Raw genomic sequence first — 25390 nt, forward strand, 5'->3', positions numbered from 1 at the left:
CCGTATTGCGATTCGATGTGGCGCCATCGGAGAACTTTTCTGGTGAGATCGGACAGTGTCAGCGGCGGGGTCGGTTGTTAGGCTCATCCCCCTCGGCACCGCCAATAAGAACGACAAGCAATGAAGCTGACCTTCCTCCTGTTGCTGCTTTGTGCAACGGCCCCGAGCGCCTGGGGCTGGTCGAACCATACGGTGGGCAGCTATCTGGCGTTGCAGGATCTGCCGGCGTTGCGCGATGCGCCAGCGGTCGAAGTCGAGCCACTGGAGCGTTTTCTCAGCGAGCAATACCCGGCCGTGCTGGCGCTGCTGGAGCAACAGGAAACCTTCGCCCGCGCGCACTTCGCTCAGTACCCGCCACGCCCCGATAACCTGAAATTGCCGGCGGTGCCGAGTGACAATCTGCGCCACGATTTCCTCACCGCGTTGCGCATCAATCCCGAGATTCATCTGGCGATGGTCATTCAGCCGCTGCCCGGTAAAGACCTGCCCGAACGTGAGCATTTGCAGGCCAATCAAGTCATGGTCGAGCAAACCCTGTCACCGTGGAGTCGCCAGCGTTTCATCGTTATCACCGAGCACGAAAAAGTCGCGCCTCTCGCCGTGCTCGCCAGCGCCGCTGATGAGCCGGATTACGGCCACGACATCAATCTGTTCAGTGACAACCCTGGCGAGGTCGGCGCGCTGTACGGTTTCGGCCCGCAACCGTTCGGCGATGCGCGTTTCCAGTACAGCTCGCAGGCGCCGTTCCACATGGGCTTCTTCCACGAAAGCGCGGTGGTGTACGCGGCTGCCGGTTTCCTTGAGCGCAGTTGGCCGGACTGGCGCGCGTATCAATACATGGGCCTGGCGCGATTGGCGTTTGCCAGCGGCCATCCGTATTGGGGTTATCGCTTTCTCGGCTGGGGCCTGCACCACATTCAGGACCTGACCCAGCCGTATCACGCCAAGCCATTGCCGGGCGTCGACCTTGCCAGTCTGCTGTTGCTGGAAGGCAAGGCCATCGTCGGTTTCGCTGAGGACAAACAAGCCTCCATCGAACGCGTCGCGACCCGGCATATGGAAGTGGAGAAGTACCAGTCGACCTGGCTGCGCCGCCTGCTGCGTGCCGGTCAGCCGCATCCGATGCTCGCGGCTTACGCCGATTTGCCCCAGGACAAAACCTACCCGCCGTACTCGGTCGACTACCTGCGCGAAGTGGTCAGCGCCGAAGCCGTCAACGACTCCGCAGCCTTCGACGAGGCCATCGGCCAGTGGCTGGAAACGGCGCCCGTCAGCAGTGATTTCAGCAGCGGCAATCAACTTCATAGCGAAGATTTCGACCACCCGGCACTTAACCAGCAGCTGTTCAGGTTACTCGGACATTTCGGCGCGCACAGCCGGATTTACGTCAGCGCGGGATTGGCGCCGTAGTGCGCGGCAACGCACACCACAACAATAAAAAACAGGGAAGGAGGAACAGATGATCAACACTCGATTGCGCCTGACGGGCGCCGCGCTCCCCGGTGTCGGCCTGGCAGGGCTGCTGCAGTTGTGCGCAGTCGATGCGGCGCACGCGGTGGAGTTCAGCCTGATGGACAAGCAGGTCACCGGCTCCCTCGACACGACGTTGTCTTACGGCCGTTTGTGGCGGGTGCAGGGCCGCGACAAGACTAACGATGACGTCAACACCAACGACGGCAATCGCAACTTCGACACCGGGCTGGTTTCCGAGGTGTACAAGATCACCTCCGAGCTTGAGGCCAATTATCAGAACTACGGCGTGTTCGTGCGTGGCACCGCGTTCTACGACACGCAACTGATGGACAAGCGCAACGACTACTTCGACAACAACAGTCCTTCGCAGCCGAGCCAGAGTTACCCGCAGGACGACCATTTCACCGGGCAGACCCGCGACATCGCCGGCAGTCGCATCGAGATGCTCGACGCCTATGTGCACGGCAGTTGGGACGTTGCGCAGATGCCGGTGACCGCGCGCGTCGGTCGGCAAGTGTTCAACTGGGGCGAGGGGATTTTCTATCGCGGCGGGATCAACACCACCAACCCGGTGGACGCCGCCAAGTACCGCTTGCCCGGCGCCGAGGTCAAGGAAGTGCTGGTGCCGGTCGAGGCGCTGAGCTTTAACATCGGCCTGACCGACTCGCTGACCCTGGAGAGTTTCTACCAGACCAACTGGAAGGAAACCCGCATCGACCCGGTCGGCACCTTCTACTCGCAAACCGATCTGTTCGCCGATGGCGGCAACACCGGTTACAACAATTTCAGCGGCACGGCGCTCGACACGCCGGTGCCGGGGTTTGGCAACGTCATCGGTTTGTACAGCGCGCTGGGCAACAACCCGTTGCTGAGTCCCGCCCTGCAAACCACTGGCCTGTACGCCAACGGCGTCACTCCGGCCTACGGCAACACGCTGAAAGTGGCGAGCATCGGCAAGGACTACAACGCGCGCAACGATGGCCAGTTCGGCTTCGCCTTTCGCTACATCGCCGAGCAGCTCAACAGCACCGAGTTCGGGTTGTACATGGTCAATTACCACGCCAAGGAACCGACCATCGCGGCGGATCTGGGCGGCTACAACGGCATCGACATGGATGCGCTGACCAATCTGCTGGCGGGCGTCGCTGGCAGTCAGGCCGGGGCGCTGGCCAACGGTCTGGCGACGGCGGATGTGATGGGCAATATCCAGGCGCATCGCCGCTACGCCGAAGACATCCGCATGTACGGCTTCAGCTTCAACACCACGTTGGGCGAGGCGTCGGTGTTTGGTGAGATTGCTTATCGGCCGAACCTGCCAATTGGCGTTGCAGCCACCAACGATTTGATTGGCGACCTGGCCAACGGTGCGGCTGTGGCGGTGACGGGGCGGTCGATCAACGTCGGCGGGCAGATGGTGACGCTCGACAGCCAGATCAATAACGCCGAGCGCGTCGAAGCGTTCAACACCTCGCTGGGGACCATCTACAACTTCGGCCCGACGGCTTCGTTCGACTCGCTGTTCGGCATCTTCGAACTGGCCTCCGAACACTTGCGCGGCAGCAGTCTGCAATACACCGCGTATGACGGCAGCCGTCGCTTCTACGCCGGCACCGGTAACTATTCCTATGTGTCGGGCGGTGATCGTGACGATCAGGTCAACCGCAATTCCTACAGCTACACGGCCATGCTCAACGGCACCTGGAACGACGTTTACGCCGGGGTCAACGTCTCGCCCTACATCGTTTACAAGGATGATTTCGAGGGCAATAGCTATCAGGCCGGCAACACCATTGAAGGTCGCAAGGCCTACACGCTGGGGATCAAGGCCAACTACCAGAACAAGCTCGAAGCCGAACTGCAATACACCGAGTTCTACGGCGGCGGGCAGAACAACGGTATTCGCGACCGCGACAACGTCGGGTTCAACCTGAAGTATTTCTTGTGATTGCCTAGAGCAAATCTTGCGGTACCCCGTTCCCCTGTGGGAGCGGGCTTGCCCGCGATGACGGCAGCACATTCGACATCAATGGTGGATGACCCTCCGCAATCGCTGGCAAGCCAGCTCCCACAGGTTTTTGTACTTTGGAGAAGATCATGGTTCGCACTTCAAGATTGACCAAGGCTTCGCTAGGGCTGGTATTGGGCCTGGCCGCCGGCACCGCTCTGGCCGCCATCACCCCGCAACAAGCCGAACAACTGAAAACCACCCTGACCCCCATGGGCGCCGAGCGCGCCGGCAACGCCGCCGGCACCATCCCTGCGTGGACCGGTGGCATCACTCAAGCCCCGGCCGGTTACAAACCGGGTCAGCATCACCCGGATCCTTTTGCTGCAGACAAACCGCTGTTCACCATCACCAAAGCCAATCTCGACCAGTACAAAGGGCACCTCAGCCCCGGCCAGATCGCGCTGTTCAACAGCTACCCCGACACCTTCCAGATGCCGGTCTATCCGTCCCGCCGCTCCGGCTCGGCGCCGCAATGGCTGTATGACAACACTCTCAAGAATGCGACCTCGGCCAAATTGCTCGAAGGCGGCAGCGGCTTCTCGGATGCCTACGGCGGCGTACCGTTCCCGGTGCCCAAGGACGGCGTTGAAGTGTTGTGGAACCACATCACTCGCTATCGCGGCATCTACGTCGTGCGCCGCGCCTCCGAGGCGCCGGTGCAGCGCAACGGCAGCTTCGCGCTGGTGACGTCGCAGCAGGAAGCGCTGTTCAACTTCTACCGCCCGAACGGCCAGTTCGCCGATCTGAAAAACATCCTGTTCTACTACCTCGCCTTCGTGAAAAGCCCAGCGCGCCTGGCCGGCGGGGCTGCACTCGTGCACGAAACCCTCGATCAGCTCAAGGACGCGCGCCAGGCCTGGATCTACGATGCCGGCCAACGCCGCGTACGCCGTGCACCGAACCTTGCCTACGACACACCAATCGCATCCTCCGATGGCCTGCGCACCGCCGATGACACTGACCTGTTCAACGGCTCACCGGACCGCTACGAGTGGAAGCTCAAGGGCAAACAGGAAATCTACATCCCCTATAACAACTACAAAGTCAGCAGCCCCGACGTGAAGTACGCGCAACTGCTCACCCCGGGCCACCTCAACCCGCAATACACCCGCTACGAGCTGCACCGGGTCTGGGTGGTCGAAGGCAACCTGAAACCGGGCGCACGGCACATCTACTCCAAACGTGTACTGTTTCTCGATGAAGACAGCTGGGGCGCCGCGCTGGTTGATCAATACGATGGGCGAGGGGAGTTGTGGCGGGTGTCGATGGCCTACCTGAAAAACTTCTACGACCTGCCGACGACGTGGAGTGCGCTGGATGTTTTCCACGATTTGCAGGCGCGCCGCTACTACGTGCAGAACCTTGATAACGAAGAAGCGGAGACAGTCGATTTCGCTCAACCGGTGCCGGAGGATGCGTACTTCATGCCGTCGGCGTTGCGCCAGCGTGGGACTCGTTAAGCGGGATACCGTTCGTAAAGTCGCCGAGTTTTGATAGTTGAAGATGTGCTAGCCTGCAATCAGTGATTTCATTGATTGCAGGGGGCGTCGTGGCCAGCATTACAATTCGAAACCTTGATGAAAAGCTCAAGGAACAGCTACGCATCACCGCGGCTCACAATGGGCATTCCATGGAGGAAGAAGCTCGACTCATTTTAGGCAGGGCTCTGACGACGGTTGACCGTGCCGGTGGTCTCGGCAGCCGAATCCGCAACAGATTCAGTGCTGTCGGCGGAATAGACCTCGATTTGCCGGAGCGTTCAGAGAAAGCCACTGCGGTGGATTTCTCTGAATGATAGTGCTTGATACCAACGTTCTATCAGAGTTCATGCGAATCGAGCCTGAGACCCGGGTGCTCGCCTGGGTTGATGCACAGCCTGCGTTGGAACTGGCTGTGAGTGCCGTGACCGTGGCAGAAATACTCCACGGCATCGCACGGCTGCCTTCCGGTAAGCGCAAACAGAAACTTGAGGCTCATGCCATGGCGATGTTCGAAGAGGACTTCGCCGGGCGCATTTTTCCGTTCGATGCTCATGCCGCTGTCGAATACGCAACGCTGGTCGCTGAGTGCGAGTCGAAGGGCCGTGCGGCTTCGATGGCTGATGCGCAAATTGCTGCTATCTGCCGAACGCATGGTGTTCCCATAGCCACCCGTAACGTGAAGGATTTTCAGTTCAGTGGTGTCGAGGTGATTAATCCTTGGCAGAGCTGAGTCACTTCATAGTTAACAAAATCATAAGAAAAAGGTGATCGCATGAAGCGTAAAAAGGTTGAAGCCAGCAGGCTGGACTCCTTTATGGTTGATGATTTTCCCGTTCTTGACGTTCTAGCGAACCCGATAAAAAACGACAATGACTTGCAAGTGCGAATGGCCCTGATTGATGAGCTTTATTCCCACGCGAACACCGAGGATCATGCTGCGGCACGGTTTGCGGAGTTTGTGGCTGATCGGGTTTATGAGTACGAAAATGAAACGGTGTTGATTGCTTATTCGTCCCAATCTGAAGCGCTGGCGTTTCTGCTGTCGGAAAGAGGCGTTAAACAGAAGGACTTGTCTGAGATCGCAACTCAGAGTGCTGTTTCAGAGATATTGAATAACAAGCGAAAAATGACCGTTGCCCAGATAAAGGGATTCGCTGAGTTCTTTAAAGTGCCGGTCGAGTTTTTTATGCACGGTGTGGTTTGACGTGAAGCGGTGAAAGGCCATAACACAATCGCGGGCAAGCCCGCTCCCACACGTCATGAGTCGAACACAACATCTGTGAACGACTCCAAACCCTGTGGGAGCGGGCTTGCCCGCGATTGGTTTTTTGCTTCAGCGCGAGATCAAGATCAAACGCGGAAGTGGCTGACCATCTGCTGCAACTGACCACCCAGACGCGCCAGTTCAACACTCGACGCGGCGGTCTCGTCGCTCGCTGCGGCGGTCTGTTCCGACACGTCGCGTACGTTGATGATGCTGCGGCTGATCTCTTCAGCCACTGCACTTTGCTGTTCAGCCGCCGCAGCGATCTGCTGGTTCATCGACTGAATATTCGACACCGTACGGGTGATGTTTTCCAGCGATGCACCGGCCTTGCGGGTCAGGGCGACGCTGCTGTCGGTCAGGGCGCGGCTGTTGCTCATCACCGCCGAAACCTGCTGGGTGCCGTTCTGCAGACCGGCGACCAGGCCTTCGATTTCTTCGGTGGATTTCTGTGTGCGCTGAGCCAGGCCACGAACTTCATCAGCGACCACGGCAAAACCACGACCGGCTTCACCGGCACGGGCGGCTTCGATCGCGGCGTTGAGGGCGAGCAGGTTGGTTTGTTCGGCCACGGCTTTGATGACGTCCATCACGCTGCCGATCTTGTCGCTTTCCTGTTGCAACACGCTCATGGCTTCGGTCGAACGCACCACTTCGCTGGCCAGACGCTCGATCTGCGCAATGGCTTCGTTGACCACTTTGTCGCCTTCACGGGCTTCGCCGTCAGCGGCGGCAGCGGCTTGCGAGGCTTCTTCGGCGTTGCGCGCGACTTCCTGCACGGTGGCGGTCATCTCGTGCATGGCGGTGGCGACCTGATCGGTCTCGACCTTCTGGCTGTTCACGCCGGCGCTGGTCTGCTCGGTCACGGCCGAGAGTTCTTCGGCGGCGCTGGCGATCTGGGTCACGCCGTCGCGGATGCCGCTGATCAAGTCGCGCAGGGTTACGCCCATGCGCGCGATGCCTTGTTGCAGCACGCCGAGTTCGTCGCGGCGGGTGACGGTGACGTTCTGGGTCAGGTCGCCGCTGGCAATGCGTTCGACCACGGCCAGGGTTTCTTGCAGCGGACGGGTGATCTGACGGGTGATGATCACCGCAGCAATCACGCCGACCAACAGCGCCAGCAGGGTGCTGATCAACTGGAAGGTGCGTGCCTGGGCGCTTTCAGCGTCACGGCGATCGAGCTGGATCTGATACAGCTGCTCGCTCAGGGCGACGATGGTGCTGCCCTGGTCGGTCATTTCCTTACGCGCCTGCACAGCATCGGTGTTGGCGTTCTTGTACGCCATCAACGCACTGCGATAGCTGGTCAACGCGGATTCCAATTGGCGCAAGGCATCTTGCTGCGTCGCAGCAAATTGCGCATTCAAAGACTTGAGGCTGGCGATGGCCGCGTCGATCTGGCGGACGGCTTTCTGCTCGGTTTCGGCGTTGCTGGTGGCGGTGTAGCCGCGCACTTCGTAGCGCGCGAGGATGAACGCTTCCTTGGCGGCGGTGATCGCCTGGAACTGTTCGAAACGCTGCTCGCTCATGTCCATCTGCTGCACGCGTTTGCTGATCGATTCGATCTGGTTGTACGCGGTCTCGGCACTCACGCTCATGCTGTCGCGGGCGCTGTTGCCGGTGCGATAGGCGTTGCGCATTTTGTTCAGCGAGGTCTGGTATTCAGCGATGGTCGCTGCCTGCTCCTTGAGCAGTTTGACGTTTTCCGGGCTCTTGAAACTGTTGATCAGCTTCTGCTGTTGCGCGGCGAAGCTTTCAAGGGTGGTTTGCACGTTCTGCGCGGCGGTTTCATCGCCATTGGTCAGCATGTATTGCAGGCGCACCACGCGCAGTTTGGTCAAACCCGCATTGAGCTGGGTGATGTCGCTCATCCAGTTGCTGCGGTCGATCAGGCCACCGAGGCTGGTCCAGCCCGTCAGGGCCAATACGCAGGTCAGGGCCAGCACGAGGCCGAAGCCCAGGCCCAATTTCATGTTCACGCTGATGTTGCCGAACCAGCTATTCATCAAAAATCCTCCAGAAACGTTGGGTTTCTTGTCGTCGGTTAGGCTGGAAGATTGTTGTTTTTTTGAGCCAGCAAGGGTGTTAGCAGGTCTGTATCGGCCGCATTTCCCAGAGCTGAAAGGATTTTGTCCTACGGAATTTGTAACAACGGATCCCAAGACTTTTTTCACATGGGTTTCACTGGCTGCCCACGCCCGTCTCTGTACTTTCGCCGCATCGAATGACCTGTGAAGCAACGTGGCGAGGCGTTTTTGTGGAATTGAGACTGAGTCTGTTCGGCGTCAAACGCTCGATCGACCTGAGCGGTCTGGCGCGGTTTCGCAACACCTGGGTGGTGTTGGCCGCTTCGATTCTGGTGCTCCCTTTGACTCTGTGGTTGCTGGCGCCGGCGGCGGTGCCGGACCTGGCCCACGGCAATGTCGCCGGTGCGCAAGCGTTGGCGGCGGGGTGGGCCAAGGGCGAGATGATCGTGCTGGTGCGGCACGTTGAGCGTTGCGATCACTCCCGGGCTGCGTGCCTGAGTGGCAATGACGGCATCACCGATCGCTCGCGCAGTGTCGCGGTGGCGGTCGGTGCGCGGTTCGAGCAACTGGGCCTGGACAACGCCGACATCTATAACAGCCCGTCGATGCGCACGGTGCAGACCGCCGGTTACATGTTCAACCATGCCGCCAGTGGCGACGACTGGTTGATCAATTGCCGGGGGCGCATGTTGCAGGATGCGCTGACCCACAAGATCCCGGGGCGCAACCTGATTCTGGTGACCCACAGCGAGTGCATGGCGCAAATCGAGAAAGACCTCAACGTATCGACTTCAAACGCGGGTTACGGCTCGTCGTTGTTCGTCTCTGCTGCCAGCCCGGCGGCTCCCAAGATGCTCGGCTTTATTGAAGCCTCCGACTGGCGCACGGTGAACACCCGATGAAATCCCGCTTCTACGTTTACAACGTTGGTATTCCGCTGGTCTGTGCGGCGCTGGTGTTCCTGATGTTCGACATGACCAAAATCGACATCGCCTTCAGCAACCTGCTGTTCGATCCGCTGACACAAACCTTCCCGATCGACAAAATCCACTTCTTCGAAAAACTCACGCACAAATGGGCGCGGATCATTCCCAACTGGACGGCGGAAATCGCCCTGATCGGCGCGCTGCTGTCGGTGGTCTGGCCGTTGGTCAATCCGCACAAGCGTCCGCGCCTCGGCGCAATGCTGGAGCGCAGCAAAGTCGCGCCTGTGCTGCGATTTGCCGCTGATCATCGTAGGGACTTTCTGTTTGTGGTGGTCGCATTTGCCGTTTGCACCGGGGTGATTCACTTCCTCAAATCCCACACCAGCGTTTACTGCCCGATCGAAACCACGCTGTACGGCGGGAAAATGGCCCACATCGAGTGGTACAGCAATTTTCAACTGTTTCATGAAGCCGGCAGTGGCCGTTGCTGGCCGGGTGGCCATGCGTCGGGCGGCTTCACCATGCTGGCACTGTATTTCGTAGCTAGGCGCTATCAATGGCGTTTTTCCAGTGCCATCTTGTGGGGCTCGCTGCTGCTGGGATTGGTTTACGGCACTACTCGCGTGCTGCAGGGCTGGCATTACATGTCCCACACGTTCTGGGCCGGGATCTTTGTCTGGCTGGCGTGTTTGCTGACGGCGCTGGCGTTCTACGGGCGGGCGCGGCTGGATTTGCCGGTGCTGGGCAAGCGTGAGCAGAAAGCTTTCAGTGCTGAAGTCTCTATCTGAGCCCGTTCGGATCAAATGAAAAACCCGCCAATCATCGGCGGGTTTTTTTATGGGGCTGCGCAGGCCCTCAATAGCCGACGAAGTAATACGCCTGTCGTCCGACCATCATTGTCTTGAGCACTTTCAGTGGGGCGGTGGGTTCGCTGTCGCCGGCCATCACCACGACATGCGAGGGTGATGCCGCGAGAAAATCTCGCAACTGCGCGTCGGTATCCAAGCCTTTGAGCACTTGCTGGGTATAGAAGACCGTAGCGCCACCGACCCGCTCATTGGCCTGAAACAGCGCGACTTGATGCCCGGCGGTTTGCAGCGTCTGAATCTCTGCACTCAACGGCAGGAACGAAAGCTTTTTGTCGGCATGAGGCAATGCCCACTGCGCGGCGGCGAGGTAACTGCCGATCACCAGCGTGAGCACACCGACTGCCAGTGTCTGACGCTGCCGGGCGATTCGGCCTACGAATCCATTACCGGATTCATACTGCTTCAAGCGCTCGAACAGCACGCCCGCATACTCTGCTGCGATCACCGCAGCGGCGGGTGTCATCGACATCAGGTACACCGTGCGTTTGCTCGACGCCAACGTCAGCATGATGAACTGCGCCACGATCCACAGGCTGAAAAACAGCAGGTAACGGTCGGCCTTCAATTGTTTGCGGAAATGCCAGAGCCCCAGGTACACCAGAATGTTCCACGGCAAAAAGGCTTCCGGCAGTTTGGCGAGGTAGTAATAGAACGGTTCGTAGTGCCCGGCCTCGACGAACGAACCGCTGAAGCGCCCGACGCTGTTGGTCAGCAGCACCTCTTTGACGGCTTGTTCGCCGCCGTGCTGGTAGAGGATGACGAGCCAGATCAGCAGCGGGATCAAACCGAGCATGGTGAGTAAACCGGGTCGCAACCAATCTGCGATTTTCAGGCGTTTGTCCATCAGGCTGTCAGCCAGCAGATAAGCAAAAATCACCACCCCCGGCATGGCCAGCCCCAGCACGCCTTTGCTCAACGTGGCGATGGCAATCCCGAAGACAAACAACAGCGAGTTGCCCGGCGTCGATGCCCGTTGCGCCTGGAAAAAGGCCAGCAGCGCTGTGCTCACGCCGAGTGCGAGCAGCGCGTCCTCGCCGACGCCGCGCACATTGCTCCAGTAACTGGCCATGGTCGCGAGAAGAATGCCGGCGGTCCAGGCGACCATTTTCGGTCGTCCAAACCGGCGCATCATCCCGTACAACACCATCACGCTGAGCAACCCGGCAACCGCCGATGCCAGCCGCACGGCCCACGGTGAAACGCCGAACACGCGCATCGCACCCGCATCCAGCCACAGGCTCAGCGGTGGTTTTTCCAGAAACGGTTCGCCGAACAAACGAGGTGTCACCCAGTCGTCGTCCAGGTGCATCTCCATGGCGATCCCGGCGACGCGGGCTTCGGTGGAACCTTGCAATTGATGGCCACCCAGCGCGAAGAAAAACAACAGGGCGGCAAGCAGAAACAGCGAAGTGACGGCACGCGACATAATGATCAGGCAACCGGAAGGGGCGGGAGACCTGAGCATACGTCGGCAATCCTGAACAAATTGTGAAGCTAGGCCAGTTGTCGCGACCAACGCTTCTCCGGCGTTTCGAACAGCGGATTGACCAGCGCCGTCAGCACATGATCCTGCCAGCGCCCGGCAATGTTCAGATACGCCTTGGCATAACCCTCACGTTCGAAACCCAGGCGTTCAAGCAGGCGTGCACTGCGCTCATTGCCGGGAATGTAATTGGCCATGATCCGGTGCAGGTTCTGGGTGTCGAACATGTAACCAATGGCAGCCTCCAGCGCTTCCTGCATCAAGCCCTGACCCTGCCGAGACTCGTCGATGTGATAACCGAGATAACACGCCTGAAAGGCCCCGCGAATGATGCCGCTGAAGTTGCAGGCGCCGATCATCTGCTGGCCATCCGGGGTCAGCAGCGCAAAATGCATGGCCAGCCCGGCCTCGAATGCACTGGCCTGCACGTCGAGGCGCCGGCGAATCTGCTCGCTGGAAAAATATTCTGTGGTGCGGATGGGCGACCATGGCGCGAGGTGGCGCTGGTTGCGTCGGTAGAACTCGCTTTCAAGTTCGGCCTGCTCTGGAGCGAGTATTGCGAGCGTCAGGCGTTGGCAGGGCAGGGTCAACAGTGGCATCGGGCGCTCCGGAATGGGGGATCTTCCGGCAGAGTCGCGCAATCCGCCGGGTTACGGCAAGTCGTGGCGAAGAGGGGGCTTTGTTTGAGGCAAAAAAAAGCCCGCAGGAGCGCGGGCGAACCGTAGTTTCTTGAATGAGCCAGCGGACTGTACAAGGGTTGGCCGCGCAGCTGCAGTGAAGAAAAATTCATCTCGATGGGCGGCACCCATGCAGTCCGAAGCGCAACCGAGCGCCGGGGTTTCGCCCGTCAATGGCGGGTTTCAGGCCCGGTAGTGTTCAGCGGCTTCTGCGGATCAAGATTGTCCCGAGCCCGACAAATAAGGATCTCGGCCAGTGCGCTCAGTTGCTTCATCGCCACCGCCACATGGCGTTTCGAGCCGTCGAACTCATCGGCAAAGTTTGCGCTGATGGCCGCGAGGGAATCGAGGATCTCACTGGCGTGGGTGAGCAGGGTCAGTGTGTCGACATCGTCGCGCACCCTGATGAGTTGATTGAGCGGGATGCTACGGCGCCGTTTGTGCGCTTCGCTGCGTGCGCTGGTATTCGATTGCGTTTGGCTGCTGGACGCTGGCGCATCGGACGGTGCCGGGCCAACCAGCGAAAGGCGTGGGATTTTCTTCATGACGTAGCTCCGTGGAGTGAACATTCACTGCAATTGCGGCTGCCAAACCGTCCGCTGGATGGCAGTGGTCGTGGAGCGTAACGTCATGAGGAAAGGTGCACCAGTTCATCAAAGTCGACGCGTGTTGCGGGAATTTTCCTAGGACGTTCGATGTAGGAAGGAGGGCGTGGCGATTAACCGCTTTCGGGTTTTATCCGCTGGCGTGAGCCGGTGATGGAACTCAGTACTCCGCCACCTTATCTTCGCGCAACACCCACCCGGCCTCGCCCGCCACCAACGTGTATTGAACCTGGCGCATCTTCCCCGTGCGGCCAGCGCCTGCGTCAGTGCTGTCATACACCGGGAAGCGCTGCACCAGCGCGTTTTCCACCACTGCAAACGAATCCTCGCCCTGATAACCCTCAGCGATTTTCGGATTGTCGCTGACCGGCGGCAGGTAGATTTCGCTCAGGGATTTCTTGTTGTTGGCCGAATAGGCAATCAGATCGCCCGGCATGCCGCGTCCGGGAATGCGGGTGAAAACGTATATTTCGGGCGAGCCGTCGTTGTTCAGATCTCCAATCTCGGCGCGGACGATATCGCCCTTGAGTGGCCGGGTGATCACACTGTTATCGATTTCCAGGCCTTTGGGTTCAATGCGCAAAACCCGTTGGCCATCGACCTGCTCAGCGCTGACGCGAAAGCCGATGCCCTGCAATTCCAGTGTCTGGTTGAACGGTTTTGTCCCGTCCACCGCATCGGCGGAGGCGAGCCTCAGAGACAACGCATAGTTGGCGACTTCATTGCGCCGTGCCGCATTGCGCATGAGATACACCTGAACGGTGTATTCCCCATCGGAAGGCAGTGAGCCAGAAAAGTGATTGCCCATGATCGAACCGTTGAACAGCGCGTAATCCGCGCCCTTGGCGGTGATGTTGAAGTAGGCGGAGGTGTTGGACGGTTTGAAATCGACGGTGAGCATCTGGCCGGCCTTGGCGTTGAATCTGTACTCCGCCGTCTGGTCGCCCTTGATCGACTGTTTGCGCTGAACACTGTCGGCGCTGGTTGTGAAAGCGATCGGTTCGACGCGCACAGCGCCAGTATCTGCTGCGAGAACCGGCAGAGAAATCAATGCGGCCAGCGCGGCGGCAATCCAGCTTTTCATCTTCAACTCCATTGCATCTCGATGTACGCAGCATAGAAGCTGTGTCGAGCAGGCGCTCAGTGATTACGCGGATTAAATGTTGCTGGATTTGAGCACGTGCATGAGGTCATGTTCCTGACACGAATCAGCTGTTCACATAATTCTCACCTGAGTTTTGCCATGATCATTGCCGGTATTCCATCGGCCCGAGCGAGTAATCCCGTCATGAATGTGAGCGTTCTCTACGCTTTGGTTGCGGCAGCATTGTTTGGCGCCAGCACACCACTCGCCAAGCTGCTGGGGGTACAGATTTCACCGATTCTATTGGCCGGTTTGCTCTATCTGGGCAGCGGTCTGGGCTTGACCGTCCTGCGTTTTGCCCGCGATCGAGGCTGGCAGCGCTCCGGACTCGGCACCGGCGAATGGCCGTGGCTGGCCGGCGCCATCGGCTTCGGTGGTGTGCTGGCGCCGGTGGCGTTGATGTTCGGTTTGACCAGAACGTCCGGCGCGAGCGCGTCACTGATGCTCAACCTGGAATCAGTGCTCACGGCACTGCTGGCTTGGGTAGTGTTCAAGGAAAATGCCGATCGGCGAATCGTGATCGGCATGCTCGCCATCGTGGCCGGCGGTGTCGTGTTGTCCTGGCCACAAGAGGCCGTCTCGGCGCAGGACTGGACAGGGCCACTGGCCGTCGCCTTCGCCTGCTTTTGCTGGGCCATCGACAATAACCTGACGCGGAAAGTCTCTGCCTCGGATGCACTGTTCATCGCCGGCAGCAAAGGCCTTGTCGCCGGTCTGGTCAACTGCGGCCTGGCCTTGCTCATCGGCACGCAAATGCCTGCGGCCACCACGCTGGTGCCCATCCTGCTGGTCGGATTTCTCGGCTACGGCGTCAGCCTGGTGATGTTCGTCCTCGCCCTCCGCGGGCTGGGCAGTGCACGCACCGGCGCATACTTTTCCACCGCACCGTTCCTGGGCGCCGCTATCTCGATTCTGCTACTGGGCGAGTCGGTATCGCTGATGTTCCTGCTCGCTGCCGCGTTAATGGTCGTGGGGGTATGGATTCATCTGATGGAGAACCATGCTCATGAGCATCAGCACCAACGGCTCGAGCACGATCATCGTCATACACACGACGAGCATCATCAGCATACGCACGGGTTTGACTGGGATGGAACGGAGCCGCACAGTCATCCGCATGTGCATACGCCGATTCGGCATAGCCATGCGCATTTTCCGGATGTGCATCATCGGCATGAGCACTGAGGTGTGTGGACGGGGTGGTTTTTGGCGGGAGGGGCTGGACGGGAGGGCCAGATGCGACAAAGCCCGCACTTGGCGGGCTTTGTCGTTGAGAGTTGGTGGAGCCGGGGGGATTTGAACCCCCGTCCGCCAGTACTCCGCTGTCGGTACTACATGCGTAGCCGTTTCTATTAAGTTAACCCTCAGCGACCCGAAGGGCAGGGTGCTTTGGGCGAGTTGTGTAAGTTTTAGCCGCTTCGTCCACAACGTACTGCACGGCGATTCTGTTCTATATGACAATCATTTTGGGTTTACAGACATCCCCTGATGATTGCTGGACCCGAAGGTACCAGGAGCATTGTCAGCTGCAATTAAGCAGCGAGAGCAACACCGTATTGGTCGTCATTGGCAACTATAAGTAGTTGCAACAGTGGATTTACGACTTCTGTTACCAAGTCGGCATGCACCTAAAGTTTCGCAACCGGCGTCGAATCCTAAACGGCCCCGAACTCATTGCTCGGTACATCTGATTGAGCAACAAGCGTGTGCAGTGTACGCCAAACAGCCCGCAAGGCCAACCCGAAGATTGGCCAGGACATTGATCAGTTGTTGGTACCGGTGGCTTTGCGCAGTTCGACGATGGTTTGCGAGGTTTCCGCAACGCAATCATCGATCTTGCCCTCGGCCTTCAGCGACTGAGCTCTGGTTACACTGGCATTAGCACGCTGACTCAGCTCAGGGTTCGCTGACAGCTGCCCCTTGGCATTATTGATCGTCTGAATATTGGCATCACACAGGTCAGCAGGCTTGTCCGCGGCGAACGAAGTGGAAGCCATCATCGATGCAGTAACGAACAGACCTAACAGTACAGAACGTTTCATGTGTATCTCCTTGAACCGAGTGGGGTCCAGACTTCGCTGGCCGTCAGGACGGGCAACCGTATGGAAGAAAAACCCCGATCAGTCGGGGTTATTCTGTGGACTACAGTCGAACTCAAGGGTTCTATTTTTCTTCAGCAGGCCTTCGCCCGGGTCACGCGATCCACCAGATAGACCAGCCCGTGGTAGTCGATTCCGCCGTGTTGCGTCAGGCCGATCTCACAGGTGCGACTGGTGGAAATCCCCTCGCTGCAATGCTGCACCGCATCCTTTAGCGTGCGCAGCGAGTGGCTGTTCAGCTCCGGCGTGGTGAAGCCTTTGTCGCCGGCAAACCCGCAGCAATGAATGCCTTCCGGGATCACCACGTTGTTGCTGCACTTGCGCGCCAGATCGATCAGCGCCTGGCTTTCGCCCAGATGCTGAGTGCTGCAGGTCACGTGTACGGCAATCGGTGCATCTTGCGGGATGAAGTCGAGTCGATCGAGAAGGTGCGTACGAATGAAACGCACCGGGTCGTACAGATCCAGACGGGTTTCTCCTACGTCCTGCACCAGGCGCAACGTGCACGGACTGGTGTCGCAATAGATCGGATCAAGGCCGCCGCGACTGGCGTGCAACAGGGCGCTGATCAACTCCTGGCGCTTGTGCTCTGCTTGCTCGGCGTAGCCTTTCGAGGCGAAGGGCTGACCGCAGCAGAGATTGTCCAGATTGTCCGGGAAAACCACCTGGTAGCCGGCCTTTTCCAGCAAGCCACGGGTTTTGTCGTACAGCGACATCTGCTCTTTATCACCCGCCGCCGGGCCCATCACTCGCGATACACATGCAGCTAGATAGACCACACGCGGGCGCTCGTCCGCCACGCTGGGGCTGAAACGAATGGCCTTCTCCGGTTGCGGCATCGCATTCGTCCACAACGGTACCTGACCTTTGGACAGGCGCGTTATGGTTGCCGAAAGTTTCGTCAGACGCGGTGCGCCGAGCATCATTCGTGCGCCGTTGGCCACGTGCAGGCTGAAGCGTGCGCCTTGCAGGGTCTTGGCGAAATTTCCTTCGATCCAGTCAGCGGTTTTCTGATGCGTCGCGTGTCGGCCGCGCAGCTTTTTCACCAGCTCACCGGTATTGATGCCTACGGGACAGCGTTGTGCACATAGCCCCGTCGCGGCGCAAGTGTCGATGCCTTGATATTCGTAAGCTTCTTCCAGTTCTCGGGTGTCGACGCCGGCACGCTTTTTCGCCTGAATATCGCGCCAGATCACAATGCGCTGGCGCGGGCTGAGGGTCAGGCCTTTCGACGGGCAGACCGGTTCGCAAAAGCCGCATTCGATGCACTTGTCGACAATCTCGTCGGCTGCCGGCAGCGGCTTCAGGTGCTTGAGGTGGATCTGCGGGTCTTCGCTGAGCACCACGTCCGGGTTGAGAATACCGTTAGGGTCGAGTAGACGTTTGAGCTGCCACATCAGTTGATAGGCGTCGCTGCCCCATTCCAGTTCCACGAACGGCGCCATGTTGCGCCCGGTGCCGTGTTCGGCTTTCAGCGAACCGCCAAACTCCACGGCGACCAGTTGCGCGACGTCGTCCATGAACGCTTGATAGCGTGCGACTTCTTCCGGGTTGTTGAAGCCTTGGGTGAAGACGAAGTGCAGATTGCCTTCCAGCGCGTGTCCGAAAAGGATCGCTTCGTCGTAGGCATGTTTGTCGAACAACTCGATCAATCGGTTCACGCCGATGGCCAGTTGTTCGACGGGGAAAGTCACGTCTTCGATGATCACCGTGGTGCCGGTTTTGCGCACCGCGCCGACAGCGGGGAAGGTGTCCTTGCGGATCGCCCAGAGCTTGGCGTTTTCCACAGGGTCTTCGGTAAAGTCGACCTGCTTCTCCACCGGGAAGCCGCTGAGCGACGCCATGATTTGCGCCAGTTGTTCCTGCAGCAACGTGGAAGACGCGGCGCGGGATTCGATCAGCAGCGCGCAGGCATTGTTCGACAGCTGTTGTACGAAAGCAGGCATGCCCGGTTTGTTCTGTACCGAGCGCAAACTGCGACGATCCAGCAGTTCCACGGCGGACACCGGTTGGCTTTTCAGCACGGTAACCGCGTTGCAGCAGGTTTCCACATCCGGGAATACGATCAGCGCCGACGCCTTGTTCGGATGATCAATCACCGTGTCGTAAGTCACCGCGCTGATAAAGCCGAGGGTGCCTTCGGAGCCGACCAGCAAGTGGCTCAAGATATCCACAGGCTCATCGAAATCCACCAGGGCGTTGAGCGACAGGCCGGTGGTATTTTTCAAACGGTATTTGTGGCGGATTCGTGCGGCGAGTTCGGCGTTGGCGCGGGTCTCGCGGCCCAAGGTCGCCAAACGCTCCAGCAACTGGCCGTGACTATTGCGAAACGCGGCGACACTGGCAGCGTCTTCGGTGTCGAGACGCGTGCCATCGGCCAGCACCAATCGAATGCCGGCCAGCGTGTGATAGGTGTTTTGTGCCGTGCCGCAGCACATGCCGCTGGCATTGTTGGCAACGATACCGCCGATTTTGCAGGCGTTGATCGACGCTGGGTCCGGGCCAATCTTGCGCCCGAACGGTGCCAGCCACGCGTTGGCCTGTGCGCCGATTACGCCGGGTTGCAGACGGATTTGCATACCTTGGCCGCGAATCTCGCGAGCGTTCCAGTTATCCCCAAGCACAATCAAAACGGAATCGCTGATCGCCTGGCCGGAGAGGCTGGTGCCCGCCGCACGGAAGGTCACCGGGACATGGTCGCGCTGAGCCAGTTTCAGCAGCGCCACCACTTCATCTTCGGACTCGACGCGGATTACCAGTTTCGGGATCAGTCGATAAAAACTGGCGTCGGTGCCAAAGGCCAGCGTCGATAACGGGTCATCAAAACGGCGCTCGGCCGGAATCAGTTGTTGCGCATCACGCAGGAAATTCACCGGAAGCGTCATTGGTCCTCCAGGATCAGAACTACGAGATCTTTCGGGCCGTGGGCGCCGTAGGCCAGCACTTGCTCGATGTCAGCGGTTTTCGACGGGCCGGACACCAGCAACGCGTTGGTCGGCATGCCTTGGGCCCACTCGAATTCCTCTTGCACCTGATAGAAGTTGTCACGTATTTCGCTGGCCTTGAGCAGGGCGAAATGCACCGGCGGTACCAGGCTCATCAAACGCGGTTCTTCGCGGGTTGGCCAGAGGATCAGGCTGCCGGTGGCGGCGATTGCGCCGAGGGTGCCGGTGAGGCTGGCCGGGGTGTCGTTGAACAGTTCGGCTTTCCACTCTTCCATCGGCCGATCGTAGGATTTCAGTGTCGGCAGGTCGGGATTGTTCGCCCAGTGCTGTGTGATTTGTTGCCCATGCGCTGTAGTCGGTGCGATGAGCAGGCTCGGCAACTGGCGGTCGCGCAACAACTGCGCGAGCAACGCCGGCCATGCTTCGCCCGAGGACAGGTGGATTTCGGTGTGCACCGCTTCCATCAATTTGCGCAGTTGCGGGATGCGTTGTTCGGCGCTGTAGGTGTAAGGCTGCGTCACCAGATCGACATCGAAGTTGTCGGCAATCGGCGTGGCGCCAGTCAGACTTTTCCGCAGCTTGGCGAGGATATTTTGCTTTGCGCTCATCAGCGATCTCCCTGTTTGGCCAGGTGCTCGCGGGCCATGTCGTGCAGCGAGCGGGCAGCGGGTTTCGGCGCGCTGTGGTTTTGTGTCCATGGGCCAACATTGCTCGGGGTCAGGGCACGCAAGCGCGTGGCGAAGAAGCCGAACAAGCGATACAGCGTCGGAGAACTGTTGAGCTTGGCCCAGGCATTCCAGATGAAACGTTCCTTGCGCGAATACTTGCTGCCCTGACCGCGCATCACCTGATTCGGGCTGTCCGGGGCTTTGACGTTTTCTTCGCGCAGACGCCGCAGGATGGCCGGGATAGGAATTTTTACCGGGCAGACTTCACCGCAGGCACCGCACAGCGAAGATGCACTCGGGTGATCCGGAACTTTGGCCAGACCGACCATGTGCGGGGTGATGATTTTGCCGATCGGTCCCGGATACACCTCGCCGTAAGTATGGCCACCAACGCGGGTGTACACCGGGCAATGGTTCATGCAGGCGCCGCAGCGGATGCAGTTCAGGGTCTGACGCAGTTCACTGTCGGCGAAGGCTTGGCTGCGACCGTTGTCGAGCAGCACCAAATGCACTTCCTGCGGGCCGTCGAGTTCGTGTTCCTTGCGCGGGCCGGAGATCATGTTGACGTAAGTGGTGATTGGAATGCCCAGCGCCGAGCGCGTCAGCAGTGACAGCAGCGGCACCACGTCACGCAGGTTTTCCACGACTTTTTCGATACCGGTGACGGCGATATGCACCGGCGGCACGGTGGTGGTCATGCGGCCGTTACCTTCGTTTTCCACCAGCAGCAGGGTGCCGGTTTCGGCCACGGCGAAGTTGACACCGGAAACGCCGATGTCCGCTTCGAAGAATTTCTGCCGCAGGACTCTGCGACCGATCTGAATGAGTTGGTCAACGTCCTTGGTGTATTCCACGCCAAGTTTGTCGTGGAACAAGGACGCGACCTGACCGGCATTCTTGTGGATCGCCGGCATAATGATGTGTGAAGGCTTCTCGTGGTCGAGCTGGACGATGTATTCCCCCATGTCGGACTCCAGACATTCAATGTCTCGAGCCTCGAGGAAATGGTTCATCTCCATCTCTTCGCTGACCATCGATTTGCCCTTGATCACTTGCCGCGCCTCGTGAGCGCGGATGATCGACAAGACGATGCCATTGGCCTCGTCCACCGTTTCCGCCCAATGCACTGTCACACCGTTGCGGGTCAGGTTCTGTTCCAGTTGCTCGAGCAAGTCGGGCAACTTGGAGAGCGCGCGGGCCTTGATCGAATTGCCCAGGGCACGCAGATGTTCTCTTTCGTGGGCATCACTGAAAGCGGCTGCCCGCTTGACCATCAGTGAGTCCATTGCAGTGCGGAAGTTGTTCCGCAACTGCTGATCACCCAGGGCGTTGTGTGCCCGAGTACGGAAATCTTCTTCTACGGCGACCGTAGGAATAATCGCGGAAGTGCTCATTGCGCACCCCCGGTTCGTTGCCACAGAAAGCTGGCGAGATGTTGCCCGCGCAGCGCTGCTTTTTGTTTCTCCAATGCGCCGTTGATGTTCATCAAACAGCCACAGTCGGCGCTCAACACCTTGTGCGCGCCGGAATCCTTCAACGCTTGGGTCTTGTCAGCCACCATCGCGCCGGAAATGTCTGGCATACGGACGCTGAATGTCCCGCCGAAGCCACAGCATTCGCTTTCGTGGTCATGGTTGACCCGTTCCACGTTGCTCAACTGCGCCAACAACTCGCGGCCGTGCAGGTGGGTGTTCATTTCGCGGCGTGCCGAACACGAAGTGTGCAGCGCGACTTTGACCGGGTCGCCGCTGTCCTTGAGCTGCACCTTGCAGACGAACAGCAGAAACTCCGCCAATTCATAGGTGCGGGCCGCGAGGGCCTGAACCTGTTTCAACGTTTCCGGCTCGTCCTTGAACAAGTCGGCGTAATGCTCACGCAGCATGCCGGCGCAGGAACCCGACGGCACCACCACCGGATAATCCCTGGCAAACAGCGCCAATTGCGAGCGCGCCACCGTCCGCGCCTGCTCGGTGTAACCCGAGGTGTAGGCCGGTTGCCCGCAGCAGCTCTGCCCTTGCGGGTACTCGACCCGGATCCCTTCGCGCTCCAGCAAGTGGATCGCGTCCATCCCGGCTTCGGGGTAGAACAGATCGACCACGCACGTGCCGAACAGGTAGACCCGCGACGGTTTCTCGCTGGGGTATTGCCGAGGTTCGGGCAGTGGCGGTGCCACACGGGTCGCGTTTGGCACGGCGTTGTAAAAAAGCTCGCTCATCAGGCGTGTCTCCGGGTGGGCCCGGTTATCCGTCTGTGGCGGCTGCTGAATATAAAGAGCATTGCTTTCAGCAGCCTTACAGACCGGGTTGTGAATTGCTGACGCCGAAATCACGGATCGGCGTCGGTTATTTCCATTTCGTTTGTAGGTTTAGTGCACCAGCATGCCGGTGAACCAGTAGGCCTGAGCCAGCGTGATCAGGCCGACAATCGTTGCAAAGAATAGGCTGTGCTTGAGGGTGAAGCGGAACAGATCCGATTCCTTGCCCACCAGCCCGGTCGCGGCGCAGGCCACGGCGATCGATTGTGGCGAGATCATCTTGCCGGTCACGCCGCCACTGGTATTCGCCGCCACCAGCAGGGTGTCGTTGACGCCGATCTGGTGTGCGGTGGTCGCTTGCAGCGAGCTGAACAGGGCGTTGGATGAAGTATCCGAGCCGGTGAGGAACACGCCGAGCCAGCCGAGGAACGGCGAGAAGAACGGGAACGCGGCGCCCGTACCGGCCAGCACCAGCGCCATGGTCGAAGACATGCCGGAGTAGTTGGTTACGAAAGCGAAGGCGAGCACCATGCCGATCGACAGAATTGGCCAGCGCAGTTCGTAGAAGGTCTCTTTCAAAGTGGTCAGACCAGTTTTGAAATTGATCTTCAGTACCAGCATCGAGATCAGCGCGGAGAAGAAAATCGCAGTGCCGGTCGCGGAAATCGGGTCGAGTTTGAACACCGCTGGAATGGCGGTCGGGGTGGCCACGATCGGTGCGCTTTTGATCACCAGTTGATCAAGGTGCGGAATCGCGAAATTGAACACCCAGCTGTACATCGAGCCACCAGCGGCGAACATCGCTTTGAAAGGCTTCAGCGTCCAGATGGTGACCAGCACGGTGAGGATCAGGAACGGCGACCAGGCCTTGAAAATTTCCCCAAGGCTGTAAGGCGAAGCCACGGTGGTGCGCTTCTGGCCGAAACCGCCGACGCTGGCGGTGATCGCTGCGCTCGACGTGGCGCCGGCGATTTGCGCGCCTGCGGTGCGTTTTGGCTGCCAGATTTTCAAGAACAGGGTCAGGGAGATCAGGCTGGCCAGGGCCGAGGTGATGTCCGGCAATTCTGGTCCGATGAAGTTCGAGGTGAAGTATTGGGTGATGGCGAAGCTCAGGCCCGCGACCAGTGCAGCCGGCCAGGTTTCACGTACGCCGCGCAGGCCATCCATCATGAACACCAGCCAGAACGGCACGAACAGCGACAGCAGTGGCAGTTGGCGACCGGTCATGGCGCCGATCTTGAACGCGTCGATACCGGTGACTTGACCGGCAACGATGATCGGGATCCCCAGTGCACCGAACGCAACCGGTGCGGTGTTGGCGATCAGGCACAGGCCGGCGGCGTACAGCGGGTTGAAACCCAGTCCGACCAGCAGCGCGGCAGTAATCGCCACGGGCGCGCCGAAACCGGCGGCACCTTCCAGGAACGCACCGAAGCAGAAACCGATCAGCAGCACTTGCAGACGCTGGTCGTCAGTGATCGATAACACCGAACTGCGAATGACCTCGAACTGACCACTTTTGACCGTCAGTTTGTAGAGGAACACCGCCGCAACAATGATCCAGGCAATCGGCCACAGACCGTAGGCGAAGCCATACCCGGCAGCGGCGAAGGCCATGTCGACCGGCATGTGAAACGCGAAGATCGCCACGGCAATCGACAGGGCGAGGGTGATGCTCCCGGCCACGTGGCCTTTGAGGCGGAACACCGCGAGCGCAAGGAAAAAGAACACGATGGGAATGACGGCCGCGAGTGCGGACACGCCGAGACTGCCGAGCGGGCTGTAGAGCTGTTGCCAGGTTTGCATATGGGGTGGCCCCTAATTGTTGTTGGTCAGGCACTGTCAGCGTTCTTGGATAATTGGTAAGACCAATTTACAATCGCTGTTGGCTAGGGTAAAAGCCTTGATGGCGGTGTGTCAATTTGCCGCCCTAAAACTTTTGTCGAACAAACGGTGCAGATCGCATCTGATCCGGTTTGGGTAAGTGGCGTCTGGTAGGTGTCGGCAAGGCGCCGATAGGCCAGAATAGAGAGCCCGGCGAGCGGTCGGGATCGTGGAGAAATGAGTTATGGGGTTTGATCAGATACGTCAGCGCCGTTTGTCTGACGATATTGTCGAGCGACTTGAGGGGATGATCCTTGAGGGTACGCTGAAGTCCGGTGAACGACTGCCGGCGGAGCGCACGCTGGCCGAGCAATTTGGCGTATCACGGCCGTCGCTGCGTGAAGCGATCCAGAAACTGGCGGCCAAAGGTCTGCTGGTCAGTCGTCAGGGCGGCGGCAACTATGTGGTGGAAAGCCTCGGCTCGACGTTCAGTGATCCGCTGCTGCAGTTACTCGAAAGCAATCCTGAAGCGCAGCGCGATCTACTGGAATTTCGGCACACTCTGGAGGCATCGTGCGCCTATTACGCTGCATTGCGCGCCACCGATGTCGATCGTGAGCGGCTGACCGCCGCGTTCGAAGAGCTGCAGGACTGCTATTCACGTCACGATGAGGTCAGCCGGGCGGAGGAGGGCGCGGCGGATGCGAAATTTCACCTGGCGATTGCCGAGGCCAGTCATAACGCCGTGCTGTTGCACACCATTCGCGGGCTGTTCGATCTGCTCAAGCGCAATGTGGTCACCAACATTGGCGGCATGTACAAACAGCGCACGGAAACCCGCGACATGCTGATCACCCAGCATCGGGAGTTGTATCTGGCGATTATCGAAGGTCGCGCGGAGCAGGCGCGGGAAGTCTCCAGCCGACATATTTTGTATGTGCAGGAAGTGCTGGAAGAGGTGCGGCAAGAGGTTCAGCGCATGGCTCGGGCTGAGCGGCGCAAGGGGATGTGATTCTTTAAAGCAAAAGATCGCAGCTTGCGGCAGCTCCTACATTGAGATTCGTAATCCTCTGTAGGAGCTGCCGCAGGCTGCGATCTTTGCTTTCAAGGGTGGAAGGTCAGTCTTCCTTGCCCTTGTTGCGCACGGCACGCTGCAGTTCGCGACCGGCATCGCGCTCACGCTCGGTATCACGCTTGTCGTATTCCTTCTTGCCCTTGCCCAGAGCAATTTCGCACTTGACCATGTGCTTGCTCCAGTACCAGGACAGGCAGACGCAGGCGTAACCCTTTTGCTGCACAGCGGCGGCGAGCTTTTCCAGCTCGCGGCGGTTGAGCAGCAATTTGCGTGTGCGCACCGGGTCAGCGATGACGTGGGTACTTGCGGTCATCAGAGGCGTGATGTGGCTGCCGAGCAACCATGCTTCGCCATCCTTGAGCAGGACATAGCTGTCGACCAGCTGTAGCTTGCTTGCCCGCAGACTTTTTACTTCCCAGCCGGCCAGGACCAGACCAGCCTCGAACTTATGCTCGATGAAGTAATCGTGTCGCGCCTTTTTGTTCTGCGCGATGGTCCCTGTTGGGTGTTTCTTCTGTTTAGCCATAGGGGCGGCATTATATGGAGATAAACCGCCGTCGGCTACGGT

The 25390-nt window shown here is 59.2% G+C and carries 22 protein-coding genes, 1 other RNA gene and 1 pseudogene; 10 read left to right on the forward strand and 14 right to left on the reverse strand.

All coding sequences use genetic code 11. The features are described 5' to 3' along the window. Window positions 1–120 precede the first annotated feature (120 nt). From M9827_RS21445 to M9827_RS21470, 6 genes are all read left to right on the forward strand, one after another. Window positions 121–1410, forward strand: coding sequence for a phospholipase C/P1 nuclease family protein (locus M9827_RS21445; protein WP_250607048.1), 1290 nt, complete (start codon window positions 121–123; stop codon window positions 1408–1410). Window positions 1411–1459: 49 nt separating this feature from the next. Further along, window positions 1460–3418 carry a DUF1302 domain-containing protein gene (locus M9827_RS21450; protein ID WP_250607049.1) on the forward strand — a complete coding sequence of 653 codons (1959 nt, stop codon included), beginning with the start codon at window positions 1460–1462 and terminating at the stop codon, window positions 3416–3418. Between the two features lie 149 nt (window positions 3419–3567). Further along, window positions 3568–4941: a DUF1329 domain-containing protein gene (locus tag M9827_RS21455; protein ID WP_250607050.1), complete on the forward strand. Its 1374-nt coding sequence runs from the start codon at window positions 3568–3570 to the stop codon at window positions 4939–4941. Window positions 4942–5030: 89 nt separating this feature from the next. Then, entirely contained in the window at window positions 5031–5276 is a 246-nt protein-coding gene (locus M9827_RS21460) for a FitA-like ribbon-helix-helix domain-containing protein (RefSeq protein WP_034154589.1), read from the forward strand. Beyond that, on the forward strand, window positions 5273–5692 hold the full coding sequence (locus M9827_RS21465) for a type II toxin-antitoxin system VapC family toxin (RefSeq protein ID WP_250607051.1): 420 nt from the start codon (window positions 5273–5275) through the stop codon (window positions 5690–5692). The genes M9827_RS21460 and M9827_RS21465 overlap by 4 nt, the downstream gene beginning before the upstream one ends. 42 nt (window positions 5693–5734) lie before the next feature. Continuing rightward, window positions 5735–6166, forward strand: a complete 432-nt coding sequence (locus M9827_RS21470) for a helix-turn-helix domain-containing protein (RefSeq protein WP_250607052.1) — start codon at window positions 5735–5737, stop codon at window positions 6164–6166. A gap of 146 nt (window positions 6167–6312) precedes the next feature. Here the strand turns inward: M9827_RS21470 and M9827_RS28055 are convergent, their stop codons facing one another. Both M9827_RS28055 and M9827_RS28060 read right to left on the reverse strand, forming a co-directional pair. After that, window positions 6313–7176 (reverse strand): methyl-accepting chemotaxis protein, encoded by an 864-nt coding sequence (locus tag M9827_RS28055; protein ID WP_371748303.1) that lies wholly within the window; start codon window positions 7174–7176, stop codon window positions 6313–6315. Beyond that, a pseudogene (locus M9827_RS28060) lies at window positions 7171–8232 on the reverse strand (methyl-accepting chemotaxis protein); the annotation flags it as partial. The pseudogene M9827_RS28060 and the gene M9827_RS28055, both read right to left, overlap by 6 nt. 251 nt (window positions 8233–8483) lie before the next feature. Between M9827_RS28060 and pmrG the strand changes: the two are divergent. Continuing rightward, on the forward strand, window positions 8484–9155 hold the full coding sequence (gene pmrG, locus M9827_RS21480) for a lipopolysaccharide core heptose(II)-phosphate phosphatase PmrG (protein WP_250607054.1): 672 nt from the start codon (window positions 8484–8486) through the stop codon (window positions 9153–9155). After that, window positions 9152–9967, forward strand: a complete 816-nt coding sequence (locus tag M9827_RS21485) for a phosphatase PAP2 family protein (RefSeq protein ID WP_250607055.1) — start codon at window positions 9152–9154, stop codon at window positions 9965–9967. The genes pmrG and M9827_RS21485 overlap by 4 nt, the downstream gene beginning before the upstream one ends. 67 nt (window positions 9968–10034) lie before the next feature. Here the strand turns inward: M9827_RS21485 and M9827_RS21490 are convergent, their stop codons facing one another. The 4 genes from M9827_RS21490 to M9827_RS21505 form a co-directional block, all read right to left on the reverse strand. Then, complete coding sequence (locus tag M9827_RS21490; RefSeq protein ID WP_250607056.1) at window positions 10035–11513, reverse strand: ArnT family glycosyltransferase; 1479 nt, start codon at window positions 11511–11513, stop codon at window positions 10035–10037. A gap of 29 nt (window positions 11514–11542) precedes the next feature. Further along, complete coding sequence (rimJ, locus tag M9827_RS21495) at window positions 11543–12130, reverse strand: ribosomal protein S5-alanine N-acetyltransferase (RefSeq protein WP_250607057.1); 588 nt, start codon at window positions 12128–12130, stop codon at window positions 11543–11545. Between the two features lie 248 nt (window positions 12131–12378). Continuing rightward, complete coding sequence (locus tag M9827_RS21500) at window positions 12379–12753, reverse strand: DUF6124 family protein (RefSeq protein ID WP_250607058.1); 375 nt, start codon at window positions 12751–12753, stop codon at window positions 12379–12381. Between the two features lie 220 nt (window positions 12754–12973). Then, window positions 12974–13897, reverse strand: a complete 924-nt coding sequence (locus tag M9827_RS21505; RefSeq protein WP_250607059.1) for a hypothetical protein — start codon at window positions 13895–13897, stop codon at window positions 12974–12976. A 204-nt stretch (window positions 13898–14101) separates the two neighbouring features. Between M9827_RS21505 and M9827_RS21510 the strand changes: the two genes are divergently transcribed. Continuing rightward, on the forward strand, window positions 14102–15142 hold the full coding sequence (locus M9827_RS21510) for a DMT family transporter (protein WP_250607104.1): 1041 nt from the start codon (window positions 14102–14104) through the stop codon (window positions 15140–15142). 93 nt (window positions 15143–15235) lie between these two features. Here the strand turns inward: M9827_RS21510 and ssrA are convergent. The 7 genes from ssrA to M9827_RS21545 form a co-directional block, all read right to left on the reverse strand. Next, window positions 15236–15624: a transfer-messenger RNA gene (gene ssrA / locus M9827_RS21515) on the reverse strand. Window positions 15625–15720: 96 nt separating this feature from the next. After that, window positions 15721–15999 (reverse strand): PA2433 domain-containing protein, encoded by a 279-nt coding sequence (locus M9827_RS21520; protein WP_250607060.1) that lies wholly within the window; start codon window positions 15997–15999, stop codon window positions 15721–15723. Between the two features lie 131 nt (window positions 16000–16130). After that, window positions 16131–18941 carry an FAD-binding and (Fe-S)-binding domain-containing protein gene (locus M9827_RS21525; RefSeq protein WP_250607061.1) on the reverse strand — a complete coding sequence of 937 codons (2811 nt, stop codon included), beginning with the start codon at window positions 18939–18941 and terminating at the stop codon, window positions 16131–16133. Beyond that, a complete protein-coding gene (locus tag M9827_RS21530) occupies window positions 18938–19609 on the reverse strand; it encodes a LutC/YkgG family protein (protein ID WP_250607062.1) in 672 nt (223 codons plus the stop codon). The genes M9827_RS21525 and M9827_RS21530 overlap by 4 nt, the downstream gene beginning before the upstream one ends. Further along, entirely contained in the window at window positions 19609–21063 is a 1455-nt protein-coding gene (locus M9827_RS21535) for a LutB/LldF family L-lactate oxidation iron-sulfur protein (RefSeq protein ID WP_093435718.1), read from the reverse strand. The genes M9827_RS21530 and M9827_RS21535 overlap by 1 nt, the downstream gene beginning before the upstream one ends. Continuing rightward, entirely contained in the window at window positions 21060–21884 is an 825-nt protein-coding gene (locus M9827_RS21540; protein ID WP_250607063.1) for a (Fe-S)-binding protein, read from the reverse strand. Before M9827_RS21540 ends, M9827_RS21535 begins: the two co-directional genes overlap by 4 nt. Before the next feature lie 150 nt (window positions 21885–22034). Next, entirely contained in the window at window positions 22035–23729 is a 1695-nt protein-coding gene (locus M9827_RS21545; RefSeq protein ID WP_250607064.1) for a lactate permease LctP family transporter, read from the reverse strand. Window positions 23730–23991: 262 nt separating this feature from the next. Here M9827_RS21545 and M9827_RS21550 point away from each other — a divergent pair, with 262 nt between their 5' ends. After that, complete coding sequence (locus M9827_RS21550) at window positions 23992–24759, forward strand: FCD domain-containing protein (protein ID WP_007915207.1); 768 nt, start codon at window positions 23992–23994, stop codon at window positions 24757–24759. A gap of 106 nt (window positions 24760–24865) precedes the next feature. Here M9827_RS21550 and smpB read toward each other — a convergent pair whose 3' ends face one another. Continuing rightward, window positions 24866–25348: an SsrA-binding protein SmpB gene (gene smpB / locus M9827_RS21555; protein ID WP_007915208.1), complete on the reverse strand. Its 483-nt coding sequence runs from the start codon at window positions 25346–25348 to the stop codon at window positions 24866–24868. Window positions 25349–25390 lie beyond the last annotated feature (42 nt).

It is taken from the genome of Pseudomonas sp. AKS31 (genome assembly GCF_023634765.1).
GTDB lineage: Bacteria > Pseudomonadota > Gammaproteobacteria > Pseudomonadales > Pseudomonadaceae > Aquipseudomonas.

Excerpts from the sequence above, each read along its gene's own strand:
- M9827_RS21445 (WP_250607048.1), top strand. The coding sequence starts at position 121 with ATGAAGCTGACCTTCCTCCTGTTGCTGCTTTGTGCAACGGCCCCGAGC.
- M9827_RS21450 (WP_250607049.1), top strand. The coding sequence starts at position 1,460 with ATGATCAACACTCGATTGCGCCTGACGGGCGCCGCGCTCCCCGGTGTC.
- M9827_RS21455 (WP_250607050.1), top strand. The coding sequence starts at position 3,568 with ATGGTTCGCACTTCAAGATTGACCAAGGCTTCGCTAGGGCTGGTATTG.
- M9827_RS21465 (WP_250607051.1), top strand. The coding sequence starts at position 5,273 with ATGATAGTGCTTGATACCAACGTTCTATCAGAGTTCATGCGAATCGAG.
- M9827_RS21470 (WP_250607052.1), top strand. The coding sequence starts at position 5,735 with ATGAAGCGTAAAAAGGTTGAAGCCAGCAGGCTGGACTCCTTTATGGTT.
- M9827_RS28055 (WP_371748303.1), bottom strand. The coding sequence starts at position 7,176 with ATGGGCGTAACCCTGCGCGACTTGATCAGCGGCATCCGCGACGGCGTG.
- M9827_RS21485 (WP_250607055.1), top strand. The coding sequence starts at position 9,152 with ATGAAATCCCGCTTCTACGTTTACAACGTTGGTATTCCGCTGGTCTGT.
- M9827_RS21490 (WP_250607056.1), bottom strand. The coding sequence starts at position 11,513 with ATGCTCAGGTCTCCCGCCCCTTCCGGTTGCCTGATCATTATGTCGCGT.
- rimJ (WP_250607057.1), bottom strand. The coding sequence starts at position 12,130 with ATGCCACTGTTGACCCTGCCCTGCCAACGCCTGACGCTCGCAATACTC.
- M9827_RS21500 (WP_250607058.1), bottom strand. The coding sequence starts at position 12,753 with ATGAAGAAAATCCCACGCCTTTCGCTGGTTGGCCCGGCACCGTCCGAT.
- M9827_RS21505 (WP_250607059.1), bottom strand. The coding sequence starts at position 13,897 with ATGAAAAGCTGGATTGCCGCCGCGCTGGCCGCATTGATTTCTCTGCCG.
- M9827_RS21510 (WP_250607104.1), top strand. The coding sequence starts at position 14,102 with ATGAATGTGAGCGTTCTCTACGCTTTGGTTGCGGCAGCATTGTTTGGC.
- M9827_RS21520 (WP_250607060.1), bottom strand. The coding sequence starts at position 15,999 with ATGAAACGTTCTGTACTGTTAGGTCTGTTCGTTACTGCATCGATGATG.
- M9827_RS21525 (WP_250607061.1), bottom strand. The coding sequence starts at position 18,941 with ATGACGCTTCCGGTGAATTTCCTGCGTGATGCGCAACAACTGATTCCG.
- M9827_RS21530 (WP_250607062.1), bottom strand. The coding sequence starts at position 19,609 with ATGAGCGCAAAGCAAAATATCCTCGCCAAGCTGCGGAAAAGTCTGACT.
- M9827_RS21535 (WP_093435718.1), bottom strand. The coding sequence starts at position 21,063 with ATGAGCACTTCCGCGATTATTCCTACGGTCGCCGTAGAAGAAGATTTC.
- M9827_RS21540 (WP_250607063.1), bottom strand. The coding sequence starts at position 21,884 with ATGAGCGAGCTTTTTTACAACGCCGTGCCAAACGCGACCCGTGTGGCA.
- M9827_RS21545 (WP_250607064.1), bottom strand. The coding sequence starts at position 23,729 with ATGCAAACCTGGCAACAGCTCTACAGCCCGCTCGGCAGTCTCGGCGTG.
- M9827_RS21550 (WP_007915207.1), top strand. The coding sequence starts at position 23,992 with ATGGGGTTTGATCAGATACGTCAGCGCCGTTTGTCTGACGATATTGTC.
- smpB (WP_007915208.1), bottom strand. The coding sequence starts at position 25,348 with ATGGCTAAACAGAAGAAACACCCAACAGGGACCATCGCGCAGAACAAA.